16 protein-coding genes are annotated in these 22,146 nt (G+C 49.0%); 6 read left to right on the plus strand and 10 right to left on the minus strand.

All coding sequences use genetic code 11. The features are described 5' to 3' along the window. The first annotated feature begins 156 nt into the window (after positions 1-156). Both ACXAGX_RS09680 and smrA read left to right on the plus strand, forming a co-directional pair. Positions 157-2,478: an acyl-CoA dehydrogenase gene (locus ACXAGX_RS09680; RefSeq protein WP_474837990.1), complete on the plus strand. Its 2,322-nt coding sequence runs from the start codon at positions 157-159 to the stop codon at positions 2,476-2,478. 204 nt (positions 2,479-2,682) lie between these two features. Next, positions 2,683-3,270 carry a DNA endonuclease SmrA gene (smrA, locus tag ACXAGX_RS09685; RefSeq protein WP_474817765.1) on the plus strand — a complete coding sequence of 196 codons (588 nt, stop codon included), beginning with the start codon at positions 2,683-2,685 and terminating at the stop codon, positions 3,268-3,270. Positions 3,271-3,439: 169 nt separating this feature from the next. Here the strand turns inward: smrA and ACXAGX_RS09690 are convergent, their stop codons facing one another. Further along, positions 3,440-3,577: a hypothetical protein gene (locus ACXAGX_RS09690; RefSeq protein WP_170826628.1), complete on the minus strand. Its 138-nt coding sequence runs from the start codon at positions 3,575-3,577 to the stop codon at positions 3,440-3,442. Between the two features lie 513 nt (positions 3,578-4,090). Continuing rightward, positions 4,091-7,987: a phosphoribosylformylglycinamidine synthase gene (gene purL, locus ACXAGX_RS09695; RefSeq protein ID WP_474837992.1), complete on the minus strand. Its 3,897-nt coding sequence runs from the start codon at positions 7,985-7,987 to the stop codon at positions 4,091-4,093. A 170-nt stretch (positions 7,988-8,157) separates the two neighbouring features. Here purL and ACXAGX_RS09700 point away from each other — a divergent pair, with 170 nt between their 5' ends. Further along, positions 8,158-9,177, plus strand: a complete 1,020-nt coding sequence (locus tag ACXAGX_RS09700) for a membrane-bound lytic murein transglycosylase MltF (protein WP_474817763.1) — start codon at positions 8,158-8,160, stop codon at positions 9,175-9,177. 208 nt (positions 9,178-9,385) lie between these two features. Continuing rightward, positions 9,386-9,538, plus strand: coding sequence for a hypothetical protein (locus ACXAGX_RS09705; protein WP_170826629.1), 153 nt, complete (start codon positions 9,386-9,388; stop codon positions 9,536-9,538). 47 nt (positions 9,539-9,585) lie between these two features. Here the strand turns inward: ACXAGX_RS09705 and tadA are convergent, their stop codons facing one another. Beyond that, complete coding sequence (gene tadA / locus ACXAGX_RS09710) at positions 9,586-10,095, minus strand: tRNA adenosine(34) deaminase TadA (RefSeq protein WP_474837994.1); 510 nt, start codon at positions 10,093-10,095, stop codon at positions 9,586-9,588. Positions 10,096-10,385: 290 nt separating this feature from the next. Between tadA and ACXAGX_RS09715 the strand changes: the two genes are divergently transcribed. Further along, positions 10,386-10,613, plus strand: coding sequence for a hypothetical protein (locus ACXAGX_RS09715; RefSeq protein ID WP_474817761.1), 228 nt, complete (start codon positions 10,386-10,388; stop codon positions 10,611-10,613). Positions 10,614-10,703: 90 nt separating this feature from the next. Here the strand turns inward: ACXAGX_RS09715 and ACXAGX_RS09720 are convergent, their stop codons facing one another. Further along, positions 10,704-12,641: a cation:proton antiporter domain-containing protein gene (locus ACXAGX_RS09720; protein ID WP_474818391.1), complete on the minus strand. Its 1,938-nt coding sequence runs from the start codon at positions 12,639-12,641 to the stop codon at positions 10,704-10,706. Positions 12,642-12,871: 230 nt separating this feature from the next. On the opposite strand from ACXAGX_RS09720, the gene ACXAGX_RS09725 reads away from it, so the two are divergent. Then, positions 12,872-13,777, plus strand: a complete 906-nt coding sequence (locus ACXAGX_RS09725; RefSeq protein ID WP_474817760.1) for a GGDEF domain-containing protein — start codon at positions 12,872-12,874, stop codon at positions 13,775-13,777. 48 nt (positions 13,778-13,825) lie between these two features. Here ACXAGX_RS09725 and tilS read toward each other — a convergent pair whose 3' ends face one another. From tilS to lpxA, 6 genes are read right to left on the minus strand one after another with little or no spacing between them, the layout of a single operon-like run. Continuing rightward, the gene (gene tilS, locus ACXAGX_RS09730) at positions 13,826-15,157 is read right to left on the minus strand and encodes a tRNA lysidine(34) synthetase TilS (RefSeq protein WP_474837996.1); all 1,332 of its coding nucleotides are present in this window, start codon (positions 15,155-15,157) and stop codon (positions 13,826-13,828) included. A gap of 28 nt (positions 15,158-15,185) precedes the next feature. Further along, entirely contained in the window at positions 15,186-16,142 is a 957-nt protein-coding gene (accA, locus tag ACXAGX_RS09735) for an acetyl-CoA carboxylase carboxyl transferase subunit alpha (RefSeq protein ID WP_070127105.1), read from the minus strand. A gap of 33 nt (positions 16,143-16,175) precedes the next feature. Continuing rightward, positions 16,176-19,640, minus strand: coding sequence for a DNA polymerase III subunit alpha (gene dnaE, locus ACXAGX_RS09740; RefSeq protein ID WP_474837998.1), 3,465 nt, complete (start codon positions 19,638-19,640; stop codon positions 16,176-16,178). 11 nt (positions 19,641-19,651) lie between these two features. After that, positions 19,652-20,227, minus strand: a complete 576-nt coding sequence (rnhB, locus tag ACXAGX_RS09745; RefSeq protein WP_474838000.1) for a ribonuclease HII — start codon at positions 20,225-20,227, stop codon at positions 19,652-19,654. Beyond that, positions 20,220-21,374, minus strand: coding sequence for a lipid-A-disaccharide synthase (lpxB, locus tag ACXAGX_RS09750; protein WP_474838002.1), 1,155 nt, complete (start codon positions 21,372-21,374; stop codon positions 20,220-20,222). Before lpxB ends, rnhB begins: the two co-directional genes overlap by 8 nt. After that, a complete protein-coding gene (gene lpxA, locus ACXAGX_RS09755) occupies positions 21,375-22,145 on the minus strand; it encodes an acyl-ACP--UDP-N-acetylglucosamine O-acyltransferase (protein WP_474817756.1) in 771 nt (256 codons plus the stop codon). It lies immediately after the preceding gene. Between the last annotated feature and the right edge of the window lies 1 nt (position 22,146).

The raw sequence follows: 22,146 nt of genomic DNA on the forward strand, positions 1-22,146 counted from the left end.
TATAGCTCTTTATAAACCGAACAATGAGCACTGCAGAACGTAATCAGTTATTACACTACCCCATCACGCAATTTAACAAAATTGGACATTGCCGAAATTCAAACGGTCGTTTAAATTATACATATCATTCACATTTCAGATATGTCGGATACATTTATGTGGTTCATACTCATTGTCGCTATTATTGCTGGTGCAATTGTTTTCGGCGTAAGTTCGATTCGCCGTTCACTGGTCACCGGACCAATCTTTGATCTGTTCAAACGCATTCTTCCGCCGCTGAGCCAAACTGAACGCGAAGCCATGGAAGCAGGCAGTACCTGGTGGGAAGCTGATCTCTTTCAGGGCCGCCCTGACTGGGAAAAACTACAGGCCTTTCCTAAACCGGAATTGTCGGATGAAGAACAAGCGTTTATTGACGTTCATGTGCCTAAATTGATGAGTCTGATTGACGATTTCGACGCCATTCATGAACGTAAAGACTTCTCGCCTGAAGCCTGGGATTACATGCGCCGACACGGTTTTTTCTCGCTGATCATTCCAAAAGCATATGGTGGTAAAGAGTTCTCAGCCTTCGCTAACTCAACCATTGTCTCGCAAATTTCCAGCCGCTCGCTGAGTGCCGGTGTCACCGTGATGGTGCCTAATTCTCTTGGCCCCGGAGAGCTATTAAGCCACTACGGCACCGAAGAGCAGAAAAACTACTGGCTTCCCCGTTTAGCCAGTGGTGAAGATATCCCCTGCTTTGCCCTTACTGCTCCTGAAGCCGGTTCAGATGCCGGCGCCATCCCCGATACTGGCGTGATTTGCATGGGCGAGCACGAAGGCAAAGAAACCTTAGGAATTCGACTCAACTGGGACAAGCGCTATATTACTCTAGCTCCCGTGGCCACGGTTTTGGGCCTGGCATTCAAGCTTTCCGACCCAGATAAGCTATTGGGCGACAAAGTGAACATCGGCATTACCTGTGCGCTGATCCCTACGTCACACCCTGGTGTTGAAACCGGCGATCGTCATTTGCCTTTGGAACAGGCATTTATGAACGGTACTACACGAGGCAAGGATGTATTCATCCCGGTAGACTGGATCATTGGTGGGCCAGATTATGCAGGTAAAGGCTGGAAAATGCTGATTGAGTGCTTATCTGCCGGACGAGGCATATCGCTGCCAGCACTTTCAACCGGTAACTGCCAACTCAGCGCTCGTACCACAGCGATTTATGCCATGGTGCGCCAGCAATTCAATAGTCCATTGTATAAATTTGAAGGTGTGGCTGAGGGCCTGGCGACATTAGGTGCCAATACCTATATGACAGAAGCCGTGCGGCAGATGACCGCCATGGCCATTGATCAGGGCAACAAACCCTCGGTGGTAACAGCAATTGCAAAATACCACATGACCGAAGCCGCCCGCAGCAGCGTTAATATCGCCATGGACATTCATGGTGGTAAGGGCATTCAAATGGGGCCGAATAATTATCTCGCATCACTTTACATGGCCATGCCGGTTTCCATTACCGTGGAAGGTGCCAATATTCTTACCCGAAACCTGATGATCTTCGGTCAGGGTGCTACCCGCTGTCACCCATATGTCTTCGATGAATTGATTGCTGCCGCCAATCCCGACCAGGAACAGGCACTGTCTGACTTCGAAACATTACTTGGTAAACATGTGAAATTTGCTGTGGGTAATGGTTTGTTCTCATTTTTCCATGGCCTCACTGGCGGGCGGTTGATTAGTGCGCCAGAAACAGCCAATAAAAAGCACTACCGTCAACTCGAACGAATGAGTAAGGCATTGGCCCTTTACAGCGACATTGCTATGTTGGTTTTAGGCGGTGAACTAAAACGTCGCGAGTTGTTGTCTGCCCGTCTTGGTGATGTACTCAGTCAACTCTATCTCACGTCTGCCGTACTGTATCATCACCACAAGCGAGGCTACCGTAGAGATGAGCAGGTTTATGTAGACTATCTCGTAGCCCGAGCACTCAAACAATGCGAAGACGCCATGTACGGATTCACCCGCCATATTTCGAATCCGGTTACCGGTTGGCTACTGCGACGCATTGTGTTTCCGTTTGGCCGTAGTTATGCGCCACCAGCCGATAAACTCACGCTGGCAATAAGCGACTCGCTGTGTGAGAACAGTGAACTCCGTACCCGCCTCACGCCGCAAGTTTATACCGACAATGCCAACGATCCCATCGCCGTATTACAACAGGCGTATGATGCAATCCTTGCCCTCGAACCGCTCAACCGAAAATTAAGGAAGGCCCGTAAAAATGGTTCGGTAAAAGATAAAGGTTCACTCTTTCAGTTGTGCGATAAGCTACTTGAAGACGGCATCATCACCGAAGATGAAGCCTGTAAAATCAGGAATGCCGATAAACTCCGTTTGCAGGTAGTAAACGTCGATAGTTTTGACCGACATCTGAACGCACATGATTCTGCCTCTAATGTGACATCGCTAAAGACGGGATAAGTCCACGTTAAACCAAAAAATCAAAGCCGTGAAGCGAGTCTGTTCACGGCTTTTTTAGTGACATTCCGGTAAGAGATGCTCAGTAAACCGGCAGTCGATAACCCCACATATTGCAGTTGCCGCTAAAATGCGGGCACAATGCTGTCAGTGAACAACGACGCCGTTTTCACGTATAAGTAAGAAGAGTTGATTAGGAGGTGAACTATGGACCATCACTTTGAAGATGACGATCTGCGTTCCTTTATGGAAGAAATGGGCGATGTAAAACCCATCACCTCTGATGACAAAGTTTTTAATCACGACAGTCATGACAGCCTGGCAAAGAAGGCACGACGCGCAGCTCTGGCACAAGAGTCCCCTGAAATATTCAACCCACTGAGTATGGAGAATGTGAAGCCGGTTAAACCTGATGATTTTATTGCTTATCAACAGCCCGGTATTCAGGATGGCGTATTTAAGAATCTGCGGTTAGGGAAATACGATATCGAACAGCGTGTTTCACTAAAAAATCTTACTTTGAAAGAATGTCGCGACCTGCTTTATCAGAAGCTGAAAAAAGCCCATGAACGCGGCTCCCGCGCACTGCTTATTCAACATGGCAAAGGTGAAAACAGTCAACCCATTCCAGCGTTAAAAAAGAGCTACGTGAATCACTGGCTACGGGAATTAGACTGGGTAATCGCCTGGCATACCGCCCAACCAATGCACGGTGGTTTTGGGGCAACCTATGTTCTGCTTAAGAAGCATCCACAGCAGAAGCTAATTAATCGCGAAAAAAATAGAAAAAAATAAAAAGTGGTCTATGCTTGAGATCCCGGCGTATGAATGTCGTACTAAAAAAGAATGATGTTCGTGGCCGGTAGACAGTGTGATAATGATTTTTCAGCAGACATGACTTTACCCGCCTGCTTTGCAGATGTGTTGATTAAGTTGCACTATACGATTAAATCAAGTGCACTTATTAGATGTCTTGTGAGCTTTGCTCAGCGACCGTTAATTCTGTAGATTTTGCGGAAGAACTGAATACTGCGGTCAGAATCATAAACAATACTGCTACAGCGACACCGGTTAAACCGAAACCTTTACCAGAACGATACATATTCGTCTCTTATTATCTGCGTTAACTACGGATCGTTAACGATCCTAACCAATATTTTGCATCCGATGCTGTTTTGTATTCGTCTTCCTGACGCACACTAATGTAAAACAGAGATTTACAGATCACAAGCGATCGATTCAAAATTTTGACGCTTTGATCACTGTTTTTTGGCACTCCTTAAGCTGACAACGCATTTCTCTTTAAGTTTCAATAACGCGTAAAAATAATACATTTTATGTAAACACCCGTCATTGTTTTCTAAAGTCGTGTGTAACGGGTATGGCTTGTAAACGTGAAAAAGCTAAACGATGCCAGCATTCGCATACCGGCAGTGCGGAAGCGACTAAAGTGCTGAACAGGTTGACTAACCAGCGCTCGCACAAAAAAAGAGGGGCTGCGTTTTAAAAACCGTTTGCGGCAGGGACGCCGCAACCGAGCCACCATGGATGGTTTTTCGGCGTGTTTTTAAAACGCAGCCCCTCTTCGTGCGAGAAGCGGTATTACAACCTCAACCTAGCCGACAAAGACGCGGGCGTTGCGGAAGATGCGCATCCACGCACCGTCTTCTTGCCAGTCGTCTGGGCGCCAGGAGTTGGCTACAGTACGGAATACACGTTCTGGGTGAGGCATCATAATCGTTGCTCGACCATCAGCAGATGTCAGACCCGTGATACCCGCTGGTGAACCGTTCGGGTTCGCAGGATAAGTATCTGCTACCTGACCGTAGTTGTTCACGTAACGCAGGGCGACCTGATTCACACTCTGGACCGCACTCAATGCATCAGCAGAGGCAAACTCAGCCTGACCTTCACCGTGAGATACCGCGATAGGCATCATCGAGCCTTTCATGCCCTGCAGCAGCACAGAGTTTGACTCCGTTACTTCTACCATGGCAACACGGGCTTCGAAGCGCTCAGACACGTTAGTCACAAAGTGTGGCCAGTTTTCTGTGCCAGGGATCAAAGATTTCAGGTTAGACAGCATCTGACAACCGTTACATACACCCAAGCTGAACGTATCATTGCGGTTAAAGAAAGCTGCAAATTGGTCACGGGCTTGGGCATTGAACAGAATTGACTTCGCCCAACCTTCACCGGCACCCAGTACGTCACCGTAAGAGAAACCACCACAAGCCGCCAGACCTTTGAAGTTGTCCAGAGATACACGGCCGCTCAGTACGTCACTCATGTGCACGTCGATAGCGGTAAAGCCAGCACGGGTAAATGCCGCTGCCATTTCCAGATGAGAGTTAACGCCCTGCTCACGCAGAATCGCTACTTCAGGCTTAACACCCTTAGCAATATAAGGCGCAGCAACGTCTTCAGTAACATCATAGCTCAGCTTCGCGCTCAAACCCGGATCTGCCGCATCCTGCTTGGCAGCATGCTCTTCGTCAGCACATTTAGGGTTATCACGCAGGCTTTGCATATTGTGCGTGGTTTCTGCCCACATGGTACGCAGATTCACGCGAGTGTCGGTCAGTACAGCAACGTCACCACGGTTGAACTCAACCATGTCTGTCGCATTCAGCGTACCAATATCGTGTAACAGCGCGCCCAGACCGTGAGCTTCAGCAATCGCTGTCACCGCTTCAACGTCGCTTTCTGCTACCTGAATAACCGCACCTAATTCTTCGTTAAACAGTACTGCTAAGTCATCGTCAGCCAGAGTATCAAGAGAAACCGTTACGCCTGTCTTACCGGCAAACGCCATTTCCGCTACGGTTGTGAACAGACCACCGTCAGAACGGTCGTGGTAAGCGATAACCAGCTCTTTTTCTACCATCGCCTGCACAGCGTTGTAGAAGCCCAGCAGAGTTTCTGCGCTATCAACATCTGCAGGTTTATCAGCCAGTTGCTGATACACCTGCGCCAGACAGCTTGCGCCAAGACGGTTCTGACCAGCACCTAAATCAATCAGCATCAGGCGTGTTGCGCCTTTATCGGTACGCAGTTGCGGTGTGAGTGTTTTACGAATGTCTTTTACTGCACCAAATGCAGTGATCACCAGCGACAATGGAGACGTTACTGATTTACCCGTACCGTCTTCTTCCTGCCAAGCGGTTTTCATCGACATGGAGTCTTTACCCACCGGAATCGTCAGGCCCAGCGCTGGACACAGTTCTTCACCTACCGCTTTTACGGCTTCGTAAAGACCGGCGTCTTCACCCGGGTGACCGGCAGCAGCCATCCAGTTTGCAGACAACTTAATGCGCTTGATGTCACCAATGTTCGACGCCGCAATGTTGGTCAGTGCTTCACCCACTGCCAGACGGGCTGATGCGCCGTGAGACAACAAGGCTACAGGCGTCCGTTCACCCATAGACATGGCTTCACCATGATAGGTGTCAAACGCACTGGCGGTAACCGCAACGTCAGCCACCGGCACCTGCCACGGACCCACCATCTGGTCGCGTGAAACGAGACCGGTAACCGAGCGGTCGCCAATGGTAATAAGGAAGGTTTTCTCAGCGACCGTCGGCAGGCGCAGCATTCGCTGAGCCGCATCAGCCAGCGTGATGTCTTCACGTTTCAGTGCTTCTGGTGCAACTGTTTCTGATTTCACGTCACGATGCATTTTAGGCGGCTTGCCTAACAGTACATCCAGAGGCATATCGATAGGCTGGTTCTCGAAATCAGCATCGTGCAGTGAAAGGTGCTGCTCTTCAGTGGCTTCTCCCACTACCGCAAACGGGGCACGTTCACGGGCACAGATAGCCGCAAATTTTTCCAGATTTTCAGGGGCAACAGACAGTACATAACGTTCCTGCGATTCGTTACACCACAGTTCCAGTGGCGTCATGCCCGCTTCGTCGGCCAGCACGTCACGCAATTCGAATTTACCGCCACGACCACCGTCGTTAACCAGTTCAGGCAGTGCGTTAGACAGACCGCCTGCGCCCACATCGTGGATAAACTGAATCGGGTTGTTATCACCTAACTGCCAGCAGGCATCGATAACTTCCTGACAGCGACGCTCCATTTCAGGGTTGTCTCGCTGTACAGAAGCAAAATCCAGATCTTCGTTAGACTGACCGGACGCCATGGAAGACGCCGCGCCGCCACCGAGACCGATATTCATTGCCGGGCCACCCAGCACGATGAGTTTCGCGCCAACGGTAATTTCGCCTTTTTCGATATGGGATTTACGAATGTTACCCAGACCACCAGCCAGCATAATTGGTTTATGGTAACCACGTACTTCCACACCGTTGAAGCTGGACACTTCCTGCTCGTAAGTACGGAAATAACCCAACAGGTTTGGACGACCAAATTCGTTGTTGAATGCCGCGCCACCCAGCGGGCCTTCAATCATAATATCCAATGCACTGACGATACGCTGTGGTTTGCCATAGTTGGCTTCCCACGGTTGCTCAGCACCCGGAATACGCAGGTTAGAAACGGTAAAGCCCACCAAACCGGCTTTAGGTTTAGAACCACGGCCTGTTGCACCTTCGTCACGAATTTCACCACCGGAACCGGTAGCAGCACCCGGGAACGGCGAAATAGCCGTTGGGTGGTTGTGGGTTTCCACCTTCATCAGAATGTCGATATCTTCATGATGATATTCGTACTGATGCGACTGCGGGTTCGGGAAGAAACGCCCCGCCTGCCAGCCTTCCATCACAGCCGCGTTATCTTTATACGCAGAGTGAACAAATTCAGGGTGGGTTTCAAAAGTGTTTTTTATCATTTTGAACAGGGATTTATCCTGCTCTACGCCATCAATAGTCCAGCTGGCGTTAAAAATCTTGTGTCGGCAGTGCTCAGAGTTAGCCTGCGCGAACATGTAAAGCTCAACATCGTTAGGGTTACGACCTAAACGGGTGAAACTGTCAAACAGGTAGTCAATTTCATCGTCAGCGAGAGCCAGACCCAGACTGATATTCGCATCAAACAGTGCCTGCTTGCCGCTTCCTAATACATCCACCGAGGTAAAGCTCTGTCCCTGCGCCTGCTCGAAAAGCACCGCCGCACTTTCTGGCGCAGCAAATACCGACTCAGTCATGCGGTCGTGCAGTTCTGCCGCCACCAGCGCTTTATCTGCATCAGATAATTCGCCGTTTACTTCAACATAATATGCACAACCACGCTCAATGCGGTCGATGGCGGTAAGGCCACAGTTCTGTGCAATATTAGTGGCTTTGGAAGACCAGGGAGAGATGGTGCCCGGACGCGGCGTAACGAAGAAACATTCGCCAGTCGGTGCTTTGGTCTGCGCTTTCGGACCATAAGTGAGGAGTTTATCTAAGACCTGACGAGCGTCGTCGGTCAGTGCTTGCGTTGTGTTCACCAGATGAACAAACTCTGCATAAATGCCATTCACGGTGATACCGGATTGACCCAGCCTTTCAATAAGTTTAGTTTGTCTGAATTCAGACAGGGCGGGTGCGCCTCTAAGGACCAACATATCGCTTTACCTGATTGTTTGGAAATAACGTCTGACAGCTCAAAACGCTATCTCTTGGATGGACGAGGATTTCGGCGCGGATTATAGAGGAATTCCGGCCTTTTGATAACCTAACATTCCAGACAAGTTTAATTTTTTTTCAAATTTCTATCAAAGGTTAAGATAAATACGTGCTGTACACAAAGCCTTCCGGTTTACTGCCCAGCGCCTCGCCGGTAAAGAAACTGCTCGTTGCAGTCTTTGTACTAACGGGTCTGAGCGGATGTATTCCCCCTTCCCTGCCCGATATTCGCAGTGATATCGACAACCGGGAGCAGTTAAAAGTGGGCATTCAGTTCGCGCCCGCGCGGTTTGAAATCGGACCACAGGGAAAGCAAGGATTTGATTACGAGTTAGTCGCCGGATTTGCTGAGCATCTGAATGTAGAACTGGCGCTAATTCCTTATTTCGACACCGTGGATATGGAAAAAGCCCTCGTTGACAACCGCATTGATCTCGTCGTACCGGGCGGTGCTTATCAGGCATTTAATACCGAGCACAATAAGCAAGGCCCCCGCTATCTTGAAACCGCCTGGCAGTTAAATGCCACTCAGGACGACTCCTTACAGGCAGCGGTATTTGATTATTTCAACGACTCCCACCAGCAGGGCATATTTGACGAACTTCACGCCCGCTATATGACTGCCAAACCACCTTTAACTGAGCCTGATATTACGGCGATAGTCAATCAAGCAATCGAAGCCGAAGATGAACTGTACGCTCACTTCGATTCAGTTGCCGGAAGCGTCTTTAGTCAAATTTCTGAGCAAACGTCACGCACGTTATTAGCAGCACTGACTTTCCAGTTAAACCGCTGGCAGAATAAGACCAGTAACCTCGCAGATGCGCAACGTTTCGCTACGATTATGGTATTGATACCGAATATTGTTCCCCCCGAGGAAAGGGTATCGATGGCATTGGCCGCCTTTTATTCGGGCATTCCCCACTTGCTGGACGCTCGTCGGCTTACCCGGGAACAGGGTGGCGATGAAAATAGCTGGATTGATGTCCAGCTGCGCTATCCGGCACTTGAAGATCCCGATATTTATCGGCATCTTAATGCTGGCTATGTTAACGGAACTAACACAATAAAGTTTGTGTCCAATGTTCATGATTACCAACGCGCCCTGGTTGCGCTGGAGGCACAATAACGATTCCTGGCTTTTATTTGGGAATCACCTACTGGTAAGTGAAAATTGTAATAAAGTTTTCATCTTTGTCCGGTAAAACTAAATGCATACTTACAGCGTATTGGTGATTGCCCTACGCGTTATTGCCGCTGTAATGATGGATTTAGTGACAGGTAAGCACTGTGCCTGTTACATCAGCGCCCTGACTGTGATAAGAATAGGAGGGTGAATGAGAAGACTAAAAGCAAAAAAGAGAAAAATTGTTTTGAAAAATACGAACAGAAGAAAATTAATGTTAAAACGCGCCCATCAACGGGTATTACAACGCCGCCGTCATTTCAATACTGAGGAAATGTTCGGCAAACCTGAAAGCAATAATTAATCCTACGGGCATTCGCCCTCGCTAATATCTCCCCCAGGTCGCTCGGCCTACTCTGAAAGCCTTTTCGCCTCCGCCTTTGCGGCTTTAATCTCAGCCCGGCGACGGCGAAAGAAGGCAGACAGTTTTTCACCGCACTCTTGTGCTAACACACCAGACGTTATCTCGCATTGATGATTTAACTGCGGATGCTGAAGCAACTGCATGACTGAGCCTGCCGAACCGGTTTTAAGATCGAACGCACCAAACACCACTCTGGCAATTCGAGCGTGAACCAACATGCCCGCGCACATTGCACAAGGTTCAAGCGTGACATAGAGCGTAGCGTCTATCACCCGATAATTTTCAACCTGCTTTGCCGCCATTCGCACAGCCTGCATTTCTGCATGCGCGGAGGGATCGTGGTCGGAAATGGGCGTATTCCAACCCTCACCAATAATTTCTCCATTCGCGACAACAATGGCACCCACGGGGATTTCATTTACCGCTTCAGCACGATCAGCCCGCTTAAGCGCTTCCCGCATCCAGTATTCATCAGGCTGACTAACAACTTCACTCATTAGCTAATTTGACCAAATTTTATTTAACTTTCACATTTTGTTGGTTTTCCACAAAACAAGAAAAACCTAACCAACTGATATTTAATAGTATTCCACATTGGCAACGGACTTGCTTCTATAAAATTAAGATTAAGAGCAAAACCAAGGCGCTGCACACTATATCGTTGGCAAATTTGTGGACACATAAAACAATGACACAGTTTGTGACGATTATATCGCCAATCGTTAACGACAAAACGCCGTTGGGGCGTTACACTTTAATTTTACTTTGTTGAGGGAACAAAATGAATATGACCGCCATTGCAATTGTTGCTATCTGTGCCTGGGCACTGGTTTCTGTCGTAAATGCTGCAAAGGATAAAAGTAAATCAAAGAAGAATTCCAAAGTTGATGAAGCCATGCAGGCTGAAATGGCTGCGCTACGTGAGCGCATTGAAGTGCTGGAAAAAATCGTGACCGACGAAAACTACGATCTCAAAAGACAGTTCAAAGATCTGGAAAAAGACAAAGTCGCCTAATCGAGCACGCTCTGAAAAGCCGTTTGTTAGGCCAAGAGGCTTTTACCTATAAACGGCAATGACTTTCCCGTGCCAGCGTAGGGGGCAAATTTACGCCCCTTCAAGCAAACGTCTTTCGGCTCTTTCTACCCGTCGCGGTTTACCCGCAATAACTAACACATCACCGGCTTGCAGCACATCGCCCGGATTGGGCTCGTTGATTTCCTGGCCGTCCCGGCGTAATCCCTGCAAACGCACCCGCATGCGCTGAAAATCAATATCACTCAATTGCCGTCCAAGACAGGCCGCGTTGTTATTCAGAACAACCGCATGCACAAACTCCAGTTTATCTTCTGTGCCATAGCTTATTTCAGTGGTTTCACCGGGATAGAAACCATGGAGATGATCATAGCGCCCCTGACGCTCCTCACGTACACGTCGTAGTATTCTCGACATCGGCACGCCTGCATAGTGCAACACTTGTGAAATTAACATCAGGCTGCCCTCTTGAATCTCCGGTACTACCTGACTCGCGCCCGCTTTATACAAGGCGTCTAGCTGATAGTCCCTTTTTGTCCTCACCATCAGGTTAATTTCACCGGCTATCTGCCGGGCAGCATTGATAACCTGCTTTGCCTTTTCGGGCTCGTCAAACGTCACGAGGATTAGGCTAGCACGAGCCGCTCCCGCATTTTCCAGAATATCTTTCTGACTGGCATCACCAAATAATATCGGTTCGCCAGCATTACGACTCTCGTAAACCCGCACGGGGTCGGCATCGATAGTAATAAATGCGATTCCTTCCAGTTTTAGCAGTCGGGCCACAGACTGCCCCACCCTGCCAAATCCAGCAATGATGATGTGATTGTTATATTCAGAGGCTTCAGGAATGGTGCTTTCGGGCTCAACATGGCGCATTTGCTTAGGCGAAAGCCGTTGTGCCCATGCAACGCTGCGATCCACCAACATGGGAGTGAGCGCCATACTGATAACCCCCATACTGATGATGATCGATGAGGTGCGCGCATCAATCACCCCTTCAGTGGTAGCCAGTGCCGCAATAACAAAACTAAATTCGCCAATCTGACACAACTTGATGCCGGTAGCCCAGGAATCAACTGAATCCCGCTTAAGTATTTTGGCGACCAACTGGAGCACTAACACTTTAAGCACCATTAACACCAATACCCCAGTGAAGATGAATAAGCCATCGGAAAACAGCACATCGAGTTTTAACTGCATGCCCACTGTGACAAAAAACAGTCCCATGAGAATATCGCGGAACGGACGGATATCGGCTTCTAACTGATACTTGTACTGGCTCTCACCGAGCATCATACCCGCAAGAAATGCCCCCAACGCCATGGACAAGCCAAACACATAGGTGAGGCCGCCAGCAAGAATGGCAACTAAAATGGTAGTGAGAACGAACAGCTCATCGGTGCGGGTTTTGGCGACTTCTCGAAATATCCAGGGTAAAATCCACTTCCCTGCCGACAGGAGCATAATGACAACCACCACGCCCTTCACGAGCGCCATGATCAATGCGCTGGCCAGGCTGACATCCTGTTGCGATGCCATTAGTGGAATAACAATCAAAAATGGCACGACTGCCAAATCCTGAAACAGCAGAATACTGATCGCCATTTCAGTACGCCGATGATTAAGGGCACCGGCTTCGGTAAGTTGTTTAATCACAATGGCCGTTGAGCTTAATGCCAGCATGCCACCGATAATGACTGCGGGCCCCCATTCAAAGCCAAAGAAATGGACGATAACCGAGAATGTCCCAGTGGTAAAGACCATTTGTCCTAGCCCCACACCGAACACCAGGCTGCGCATCGACATCAATTTCGGCAAAGAAAACTCAAGACCAAGGGAGAACAATAAAAATACAATGCCGATTTCTGCCAGTAGATGCATGTCTTCAGGATGCAGAAATAGCTTGAGTACCTCCGGGCCCGCGAGTAGACCAGCGAACAGATAGGCGAGAATGGGGGGTAAATGCAGCTTGCGAAAAACTGCGACGCTGATAACAGCAAGAGCCATCAAGAAAACAATTTGTCCAAATCCACTCTCTACCACAACGACTCCTTGGTTTTTGCTGGCAAATACAGTTCAGGCCAAATCGCTCAATCTACCGACAAGTCAATTTTAGCGATGGCACAGCGTTTGCAGAATCCTCTGCATCAACGATGAGGCGGCAACTTTTTGACTAAAATGATTACTTTCATGTTGCCGCTGGTAAGTATAACGCATGGTTCCTGAGGAGCACGGTTTTGGAATTTTCAACATCCGCTTTTGAGCACGCTTTACCAGACAGCTTTTATCCTTTGGCGTCGACAGGACCGCGACTGAGTGCAGAACAAAAGAACGCGTTTCTTGGTCGAATTTTGTCTACCATAGACATTTCTGCCCTGGCGTCTTTGTACTTTCATCAGCTAAGACAACATGTTGCACTGGTTCATCTTAACCTGAGCGAAGCCGCTCGTCACCTGACGTATGGCCGTGCACCGGTTAAAAATCTGCCGGGCACTACCCTATCGCTGCCGCTTAGCAATCGCTCGGCTCAAGGCCCGGCACCTTATGTTCACTATATGTTCGCATCAGAGCCGAGCCGTGAAGAGCGACAATGCCTTGGTGAACTACACGTATTGTTCAGTCATCAGTTCAGCAACGCACTGGAGTTTGATCGCCTGAAAAAAATGGCGACAAAAGATGCGTTAACGAAACTAGGTAACCGCAATGCCTTTGATGAATCCTGCGACAGACTTACCAGTCGCGCGCTTCGCCACAGTGAAACCTTCGGGCTATTGATACTGGATCTGGACAACTTCAAGCATGTGAACGATAGCTTTGGTCATCAGGAAGGTGACAAAGTGTTGCTTACAGTGGCAACTGAGATCGCCGCAGTATTACGTGCTGAGGATGAAGCGTTTCGTATTGGCGGCGACGAGTTTTGTTGTCTACTGGATTGCTCAAAGAAAACATCGCTTAAACGCATCGCCGATCGAATTAGTTTGAAGATTGCTAACAATACCTTCCTGCATGATCACGGTATTTCCTGTAGCATCGGCGGTGCAGTTTTCCGCCAGGAAGACAGTATTTCTGACCTTATAGACAGAGCAGATAAAGCACTTTATCAGGTAAAAGGCGCAGGTAAAAACGCCTATCTAGCGGCATAGCTTGTCAGCCATTAAACCCGCTAAGAGGCAAATTGTTGCCTCTGGCTTTCATTCTGGCAGCGCGGTATCCACCAGGCGAATATCGAACTGCGCTTTCGCAGCTGCCGATAAATAAATGATTTTGTCGGTGAGAACCACTGCCACCGGGTGTTCATTGTCGATGATCACCGGTACCTGATTTCGTAGCCAGGTTGGCACCTTCCACTCTTTGAACCACTTCCCAGGCGTTTTTGCTAACGGGTTATTCAGTACCTGAAGTCGTTTTATTTCATGTGCCGCTACCACAGAAAAATCCCCCTGGCCGTCAATTTCGAAGGCGATTGGCCACCACGGTAACTGGATAATGGTACCGGGTGTCACTTTTTGCTGTTCAGGACGACTGAGTGACTCGGTAAGAAACAAGCTCTGATTGTAACGCCGAATATCGTACCCACTCATAGAAACCACTGGATTTGCATCACCCCTGGCCCCCATCGCTTGCAGTACTTCCTCGAGTTGAATTCGACTTGGCATTGGTTTGCGGTGAAGCCGAATCCAATAACGAATAACAGCACGCTGCCAGGGTAAAGACAAAGCTTGAATACGCGCCACTGACAAGGTGTTGTCAGCGTTCCTTGAAGATAAAAAACGTTCTTTTGTCACTTCATCGAGCAGCGCATTCTGCTCTTGAAGTAACTCCGCGGATTTGCTGACACTGCCGCCAAACTGCTCCCAACGCGCTGTTATCATGGGCAATATGGTTTGGCGAAGATAATTGCGGTCAAACCGAAGATCGGTATTTGATTCGTCTTCTACCCAATCAAGCGAAAGTGCCTTTGCCGCCTCTTCTAGGCTTGACCTTGATACATTCAACATAGGCCGAAGTAAAGCCACATCACACTTTGTCGACACCGCAGGCATCGCAGCAAGTCCGGCAGGTCCGCTCCCCCGCTTTAGTGCTAGCAATAAGGTTTCCACTTGATCATCTTGATGCTGACCCAACACCAGCGCCCCCTGCTCACGTTTACAGATATCCAGAAGTGCATCATACCGAGCATCACGTGCTGTCGCCTCAAGGCTGGTACGGGGTAAATCAGGCACCTGTACTTCCACCGCTGAGAAGCGAATATTTCGCTGTTCACAGAATTCCTGGCAATGCAGTTGCCATTGGTCGGCCTGGTCACTTAAACCATGGTGAATATATACGGCATGCAGAGGAGGTAATGATGTAGATGAAACGAGGGAGGAACAGGCTAGTGCATGGAGAAGAAAGGAAGAATCTACACCACCGCTGAACCCAACAATGAGTGTGGTAGGCGGTGATGTTAGCGAGGACAACAGTCGTTGAAGCGATTCGGTGATCTGCAGCATCAATGATGTTGCATCGACCTTTAAAGACATAGCTGTTGTCCCAGATTGTACTGCGGGTTTAGCAGTAACCGAAAGACATCAGTCTTTGGTAACGCTCTTCCATCAGATTTTCAACGTCTAACGATTTAAGCTGACTTAACTGCTGTTTGATGGTGGCTTTCAAATTTGCCGCCATACTGTCGTGATCGCGATGGGCACCACCAAGCGGTTCCTCAACAATACTGTTGATCAAACCAAGCTCTTTAATTTGCGGCGCACTCACGCCCATTGCTTCAGCAGCCAGAGGGGCTTTCTCTGCACTCTTCCACAGAATAGACGCACAGCCTTCTGGTGAAATAACCGAATAGGTAGAGTACTGGAGCATATTCACGCGGTCACCCACACCAATGGCCAGTGCGCCACCGGAACCACCTTCACCGATAACAGTACAGATGATGGGTACACGAAGCTGTGCCATTTCGAAAAGATTGCGGGCAATCGCTTCACTTTGGCCACGTTCTTCCGCTCCCACACCCGGATAGGCTCCCGGCGTGTCGATTAACGTAACGATTGGCAGATTAAAACGCTCCGCCATCTTCATCAGACGCAGGGCTTTGCGGTAACCTTCCGGCTTTGGCATACCGAAGTTACGTTTAATTTTTTCATGGGTGTCGCGACCTTTCTGATGACCAATCAGCATAATTGGCTGGTCATCAATTTTTGCCAGACCACCAACAATGGCTTTGTCGTCGGCATAAGCGCGGTCACCGGCCAGTTCATCGAACTCGGTAAAAATGCGGCCAACGTAATCCAGCGTATAAGGACGCATTGGATGACGGGCCAACTGAGAGATCTGCCATGCACCTAAGTCAGAGAAGATCTTTTTTGTCTGCTCTGCACTTTTCGTGCGTAATTTGGTGATCTCTTCTTCGATACCCACATCGAATTCACCACCCTGATTAACCAGCCGAAGCTCTTCGATTTTTGCTTCTAGTTCAGCAATCGGCTGCTCAAATTCCAAAAACTGTATACTCATTCTGTGTCCTATCTATACTACTTTTTACGCCTGTCAGTGATAACACATGGCGACTGACTGCTCACCCAGACACTGCTTTAATTCGTGCAACAATTGATCTTCCGGTGTCACGTACCACTGTGCACCGCAGGCCAGTACTGCTTCCGCATCCGGATGGACCACACGCATCTGTACCGGACAACTGCCGCCGCGGTACGTCTGAAGAATTGCCTGTAGTGATGAAATTCGGTTTTCATCAATTTGCACTGTGTCTAATTCCAACATCAGTGCTCTTGCGTTCTGTTCTCTGGCCTGAACAATGTCCATTGCATCACGGGCAGAGATTGTATTGCCACCAGAGAAATCATCAAAGCTGACCTGTCCCTTTATTAGCAGGATACGGTCAGTTTCGAGAATACTCTCATATTTTTCGTACATATCCGGGAAGAAACGTACATCCATCCTTGCACTTTTATCATCCAGGGTAACAATGGCCCAGCGACGCCCTTTTTTATTGGTCATCACCCGTACGCCTAAGACTAAACCTACCGCAGAAGACATCTGGTCTTTTCCGGTAGGTTTAAGATCAACCAACCTGCCATCTGAGTAATGTTTAATCTCGTCAGCATATTGGTTAATCGGGTGGCCAGTGAGATACAATCCAAGGGTATCTTTCTCGCCATCCAGCCAAACCTTTTCCGGCCATTGTGGCACATCAGCAAAGGCTTGTTTAACGTCGTCGGGTTCTGTGGTCAACAAGCCGAACATATCTGACTGTCCAAACGACTCGGCTTTTGCATGCTGTCCGGCTGCGGCAATAGCTTCAGGCAACGATGCCATAATGGCGGCTCGATGCGGCCCCAGGTTATCCATCGCCCCGGCAAGCACCAATTTTTCTAGTACGCGCTTGTTAACCCGCTTAATGTCCACTTTAGCACAGAAATCAAACAAATCAGTAAAACTACCGTGTTGTTCCCGGGCTTCAATAATCGCTTCGATGGGGCCTTCGCCCACACCTTTGATTGCGCCAATGCCGTAAACAATACGACCCTGATCGTCCACGGTGAATTTGTATTTACCCACGTTGAGATCGGGTGGCAACATGGTCAGGCCCATACGATCAACTTCATCAACCAGGGTAACGATTTTGTCGGTATTATCCATATCTGCCGACATAACCGCAGCCATGAACTCAGCAGGATAATGCACCTTCAGCCATAGCGTTTGATATGACACCAGGGCATATGCCGCAGAGTGTGATTTGTTAAACCCGTATCCGGCGAACTTTTCCACCAGATCGAAAATTTTCATTGCCAGATCGGGATCGATGTTATTACCGGCGGCACCATCCTGGAAGGTTGACCGCTGCTTTGCCATTTCTTCGGGTTTTTTCTTACCCATTGCACGGCGGAGCAAGTCAGCGCCACCCAGGCTGTATCCGGACATTTCCTGGGCAATCTGCATAACCTGTTCCTGATACAGGATGATGCCGTAGGTGGGCTCAAGAATTTCTTTCAGACACTCATGCTGGTACTCCGCATCCGGAAATGAGATTTCTTCCCTACCGTGTTTACGGTCGATAAAGTTATCTACCATGCCTGATTGCAGCGGCCCCGGTCGAAACAGGGCCACCAGTGCGATAATATCTTCGAAGCAGTCTGGCTTCAGGCGCTTGATCAACTCTTTCATCCCGCGAGATTCAAGCTGGAATACCGCTGTGGTTTCTGCAGCTTGTAGCGAGCGGAAACTCTTTTTATCTTCAAGGGGAATGGCGCTAATGTCTACATCCTCGCCTCGCCCTTCCTTAATCATATCCAGCGCCCACTGGATGATGGTTAAGGTACGCAGACCCAGGAAGTCGAACTTAACCAGACCGGCCGTTTCCACGTCATTCTTGTCGAACTGGGTTACCGGGTTTTTCCCTTCGTCATCGCAATACAGCGGCGCGAAGTCGGTAATGGTAGTGGGGGCAATAACCACGCCACCGGCGTGTTTACCGGCGTTACGGGTAACCCCTTCCAGAATGCGGGCCATATCGATGAGGTCTTTCACTTCCTCATCGTCGTTATATAGCTCTGGTAACCGTGGCTCCACTTCGAAGGCTTTACCCAACGTCATGCCAGGGTCTGACGGGATCAGTTTGGAAATACGGTCGACAAAACCGTAGGGATGACCAAGAACACGGCCCACGTCCCGCACCACGGCTTTTGCTGCCATGGTACCAAAGGTAATGATTTGAGAAACCGCCTGACGGCCGTATAGCTCTGCCACGTGGTCGATAACTTCGTCGCGACGATCCATACAGAAGTCAACGTCGAAGTCGGGCATGGATACCCGCTCTGGGTTAAGAAAACGTTCGAATAGCAGGTCGAATTCAAGCGGATCCAAGTCAGTAATTTTGAGCGCATAAGCCACTAATGAGCCGGCACCGGACCCCCGGCCTGGCCCTACAGGGATGCCGTTGTCTTTACTCCACTGGATAAATTCCATAACGATAAGGAAGTAACCGGGGAATCCCATTTGGTTGATAACACCCAGTTCGATGGCCAAACGCTCATCGTATTCAGGTCGCTTGTCTGCCCGCTCCGCTTCATTGGGAAACAGAAACTCAAGTCGCTCTTCCAAACCTTCTTCTGACACTTTCACCAGAAAGTCTTCTGTGGTCATGCCGCCGGTTGGAAACTGCGGCAGGAAATACTCACCAAGGCGTACGGTAACATTACAGCGTTTAGCAATCTCCACCGTATTTTCGATGGCTTCCGGTATATCGCTGAACAACTCAACCATTTCTTCGGCAGAACGAAGATACTGTTGATCACTGTAACGCTTCGGACGGCGAGGATCGTCGAGGGTGTAGCCATCGTGAATCGCCACACGAATTTCATGGGCCTCGAAGCCCACCTTTTCGATAAAGCACACTTCGTTAGTGGCGACCACCGGCAAACCTGTCTGTTCAGCCAGGTCTACAGCTCTATGCAAATAGTCCTCTTCTCCCGGGCGACCAGTACGAATGAGTTCCAGGTAAAATCGATCGGCAAAATGCTGCTGATAAAAGGCCAGTGAGGCGTCTAGTATCTTCTGGTTATTCTTAGTGAGTGCAATACCAATATCGCCGTGCATAGCACCGGACAGAATAATCACGCCTTCTGCATGTTCAGCCAGCCATGCCTGATCAATAACAGCGCGGTGATGAACTTCACCACGCAGGTAGGCTTTGGAGATCAGCAAGGTGATATTTTTATAGCCCTCATTGTTCATCGCCAATAAGGTTAAACGGAAAGGCTCCTCGTCGAGCATTTCACTTTGCACCCAGAAATCGGTGCCAATAATAGGTTTGATACCGCGATTGTGGGCGTCGGAATAGTATTTCACCAGACCACACATGTTCATTTGGTCGGTGATCGCCACCGCGGGCATGTTGAAGGCTTCAACCTGCGCAAGGATGGGCTTAACTTTATTCAACCCATCCATCATCGAAAAGTCGCTGTGAACGCGAAGATGGATAAACGGCGTAGACATGCTTTATTCTCTTATTTCTGGACAGCCAAACGCGCCTGAACAGGCTTAAAGGACATACGATAACACGGTAATACGCCGTACGCTTCTAAAGCTTCAAAATGTGCTTTAGTGGGATAGCCTTTGTGCCCGGCGAAATTATATTGGGGATACTGAGCATGTAACTCTATCATGTCGTTATCACGCTCAACCTTCGCCAAAATTGATGCTGCAGAAATCTCGGCATGCAATCCGTCGCCTTTGACAATCGCTTCTGATGCATACGACCAGTCTGGCAGTCGGTTACCGTCTACTCGCACAAATTCGGGCTGTAAAGCCAGCCCTTCAACGGCACGTTTCATCGCCAGCATGGTTGCGTGGAGGATGTTGAGATGGTCGATTTCCTGCGGAGTAGCGCGGCCGATTGCCCAACTCAGGGCTTTTTGTTTAATTTCTTCAGCCAGCGCCGTGCGTTTCTTTTCAGACAGTTTTTTCGAGTCGTTGAGTCCTTCGATGGGATTAGCAGGGTCTAAAATCACCGCTGCAGTTACCACGTCACCCACCAGTGGTCCTCGACCTACTTCATCAACACCGGCAATCAGTTTATTCATTAATAACCTCTGAAATGGCCTGGGCAGCCATTTTATCTGCATCCAGTTTCAAGCTTTTGTGTAACGCAGTGAAGCGCTGAATGAGCGCGGAATTATCTTTAGAAAACATAGGCACTAAGTGTTCACACAGCGTATCTGGATTTACATCATCTTGAAGCAGCTCAGGGATCAGTGCTTCGCCAGCGAGCAAATTCGGTAAGGCAAAAAATGGCGCTTTGTACAGGCGCTGCATGATTTTGTAAGTGAGCGGCGCAAGTTTATAACAGGTCACCATGGGGCGTTTGCACAACATAGCTTCCAGCGTCGCCGTGCCTGATGCCAGTAAAATGGTATCGCTGGCAATCATCGCTTCTCTGGCATTCCCTTTGGTGAGTAATAACTCGCCATCGCTAAACCAGTCTTTGCAGTTTTCCTGTAAATAAGCCTGAATACCATCGAGACGATATTGATTCGCAGCGGGCAAAACAAAGCGAATACCGGGAACCAGGGTTTTGATTTTACGCATGGTTTCAGTAAACACGGGTAACAACGCTTTTAACTCCCCACCCCGGCTTCCGGGTAAAACGGCAAGCACTGGCGCGTTGGCGTCTAGCCCCAGTGAAGCCCGTGCTGCTTGCTGGTCAGGCTCAAGGGGGACGGCATCAGCCAGCGTGTGGCCGACAAAGGTGTAAGGTACCTGGTACTTGTCGTAAACCTGCTTCTCAAAAGGAAACAAGCCAAGCACGTGGTTGGTTGCCGCCTTTATTTTATGTATGCGTTTTTCTCGCCAAGCCCACACGGTTGGACTGACATAGTGCACCGTTTTAATACCTCGTGCTTTTAACGCCTTTTCTACACGCAGATTAAAATCTGGTGCATCAACGCCAATAAACACATCAGGAGGATGAGCTTCGAAATGAGCAAGTAATTGTTTTTTTAATTTCAGAATGGCAGGTAAATGAGACAATACTTCAACCAGCCCCATAACGGAGAGGGTTTCCATATCAAACAACGAGTGAAAACCCGCCGCTTTCATATTGTCACCGCCGATGCCTTCAATAATGGCATCGGGGTATCGCTTTTTCAGTTCAGCAACCATACCGGCGGCGAGCACATCTCCAGATGGCTCACCTGCCACGATGCCGATTCGCAACGTTGAAGCGGGCATTTAGCGTAATATGCCCCGATGCGCGTTTTCCAGGAATGTGACCAATGCCTGGATATTTTCATCCTTCGCGGCAACATCCGCTAACTTAGCGATAGCTTCTTCAATGGTATTGTTATCGCGATACAGTGTGCGATATGCACGCTTCACTGCCATAATTTGCTCTGAGCTGAATCCGCGACGACGTAAGCCTTCAGAGTTAATCCCTGCCGTTACGTTCTTTTGACCATTAACCATAACGTAAGGAGGAACATCTTTCACCAGAATGGCACCGGCTCCGACGAATGCATGGCTTCCCACTTTACCGAATTGATGAATAGCGGCGCCGCCACCAAAGATAACAAAGTTACCCATGTGGACGTGTCCAGCCAACGACACATTGTTCGCCAGGATACAGTCGTCACCCATTACCACATCGTGTGCTACATGGGCATTGATCATAAGCAGATTGCGAGAGCCAACACGTGTTATTGCATTATCCTGTATGGTACCCCGATGAACGCTACTGGATTCGCGGAATACGTTGTCGTCACCAATTTCCAGATACGTACGCTCGCCCGCGTACTTCTTATCCTGACAATCTTCACCGATTGAACAAAACTGGAAAAAGCGGTTACGTTTACCAATGGTTGTCGGACCCTTAATCACAACATGAGACTCAAGTACGCAATCGTCTCCGATTACCACTTCATCGCCCACATAACAAAACGGTCCAACCGTGACGTTTTTCCCAAGGGTAGCCTTGTCGGAAATCACGGCAGTAGAATGAATCACG

It is taken from the genome of Alteromonas sp. ABV4_515 (assembly GCF_056160345.1).

Bases quoted from the DNA above. Each gene is read 5' to 3' on its own strand.
- ACXAGX_RS09680 (WP_474837990.1), top strand. From the start codon at position 157: ATGTGGTTCATACTCATTGTCGCTATTATTGCTGGTGCAATTGTTTTC.
- smrA (WP_474817765.1), top strand. From the start codon at position 2,683: ATGGACCATCACTTTGAAGATGACGATCTGCGTTCCTTTATGGAAGAA.
- ACXAGX_RS09690 (WP_170826628.1), bottom strand. From the start codon at position 3,577: ATGTATCGTTCTGGTAAAGGTTTCGGTTTAACCGGTGTCGCTGTAGCA.
- purL (WP_474837992.1), bottom strand. From the start codon at position 7,987: ATGTTGGTCCTTAGAGGCGCACCCGCCCTGTCTGAATTCAGACAAACT.
- ACXAGX_RS09705 (WP_170826629.1), top strand. From the start codon at position 9,386: ATGAGAAGACTAAAAGCAAAAAAGAGAAAAATTGTTTTGAAAAATACG.
- tadA (WP_474837994.1), bottom strand. From the start codon at position 10,095: ATGAGTGAAGTTGTTAGTCAGCCTGATGAATACTGGATGCGGGAAGCG.
- ACXAGX_RS09715 (WP_474817761.1), top strand. From the start codon at position 10,386: ATGACCGCCATTGCAATTGTTGCTATCTGTGCCTGGGCACTGGTTTCT.
- ACXAGX_RS09720 (WP_474818391.1), bottom strand. From the start codon at position 12,641: ATGGCTCTTGCTGTTATCAGCGTCGCAGTTTTTCGCAAGCTGCATTTA.
- tilS (WP_474837996.1), bottom strand. From the start codon at position 15,157: ATGTCTTTAAAGGTCGATGCAACATCATTGATGCTGCAGATCACCGAA.
- accA (WP_070127105.1), bottom strand. From the start codon at position 16,142: ATGAGTATACAGTTTTTGGAATTTGAGCAGCCGATTGCTGAACTAGAA.
- dnaE (WP_474837998.1), bottom strand. From the start codon at position 19,640: ATGTCTACGCCGTTTATCCATCTTCGCGTTCACAGCGACTTTTCGATG.
- rnhB (WP_474838000.1), bottom strand. From the start codon at position 20,227: ATGAATAAACTGATTGCCGGTGTTGATGAAGTAGGTCGAGGACCACTG.
- lpxB (WP_474838002.1), bottom strand. From the start codon at position 21,374: ATGCCCGCTTCAACGTTGCGAATCGGCATCGTGGCAGGTGAGCCATCT.